1 protein-coding gene is annotated in these 1154 nt (G+C 42.9%); it reads left to right on the top strand.

The annotated features are described in order from the left end of the window. A partial coding sequence (locus AB4653_RS25915) for a DUF5801 repeats-in-toxin domain-containing protein (protein ID WP_372105661.1) occupies window positions 1-1154 on the top strand: 1154 nt, incomplete at both ends.

The raw sequence follows: 1154 nt of genomic DNA, 5'->3' as shown, positions 1-1154 counted from the left end.
CCCAATAGCATCACCAATTAATGCGCTGGTTACTTTATTTGACGGAGTGAATCCGTCTGCTGAAAGCGTGAATATCAATAATGTAGAAACGAGTAGTGCACCTATTGAAGGCACTTTTTCTAATATTGGAAGTGATAAACTTCAATCTGCTGTCTTTGATGCAAGTGCGTTAGAAGAGTTTGATGGGCTGCTCAGTGATAACCAAAATACGGTTGCAAGACTGTCTGATGACGGAACAACGATCACTCTGTCTATTCAAGGGAGAGGTGAGGTTGTTCTCACAATCTCCCTCGATACCGATGGCACATATAATTTCCAACAGTTTAAACCAATAGAAGAAGTGAGCTCCGACACGCTTTCATTCTCTCTACCGATTACGGTTACCGATTTTGACCAGGATGTCGTAACGAATACGATTAAGGTTGATATCTCTGATGGTGATAGCCCGTTCATTATTAATGTTGATGGCATCGATGTTGATGAGTCAGGCATTGTTGGTGGCTCACAAGAAGGAACAACCCCAGTAGGTGGTATTGGCAGTATCACAGCAAGTGTTTTTGAAAGTGACATTATTGACCATTACGAACTTGAACCGACTGAATTTAATACAGCGGGAGCCTTGGTTTCCAATGGTGCTGCCGTTCAATTAGAGTTAGTTAGTCAAACCAATGATGTGAGAACGTATGAAGGTTATGTTGAGGTCAATGGATCTCGAATTACGGTCTTTGACGTTAAAGTCGATAGTCCATCATTGGGGAATTATGAATTTACTCTGTACGAATCGCTTTCACACCAAGGTGCTGAAGGTGAGTTGCTAACCTTTGTATTGCCCATTTACGCGGTTGACTCGGATGGTGACCGCTCTGCACTGTCTGGTGGGTCAAACACACCAGAAGCTGCTGAGATCTTAATCAGTGTAAAAGATGATGTGGTCGAACTCATCGATAATGTCGTTTCCGTCGATGAACCGACTTTGGCGGGCGATACTGTTGTTTCTTATAATCTATTCAACTTTGAGGGTGCGGATGGTTCGACAATCCAATCATTGTCTTACGATGGGGTCGAATACAAGTTAGACCAAAATCTACTCCCAGATGCGGCACAAACTTTCCCATTTACAGAAGGGGTTGCAACGATTTCACTCAATGGTGATT

The organism is Vibrio sp. 10N.222.48.A3, from assembly GCF_041475345.1.
In the GTDB taxonomy this organism is placed as follows: domain Bacteria; phylum Pseudomonadota; class Gammaproteobacteria; order Enterobacterales; family Vibrionaceae; genus Vibrio; species Vibrio tasmaniensis_A.
This window is presented reverse-complemented; position numbering and strand designations above follow the sequence as displayed.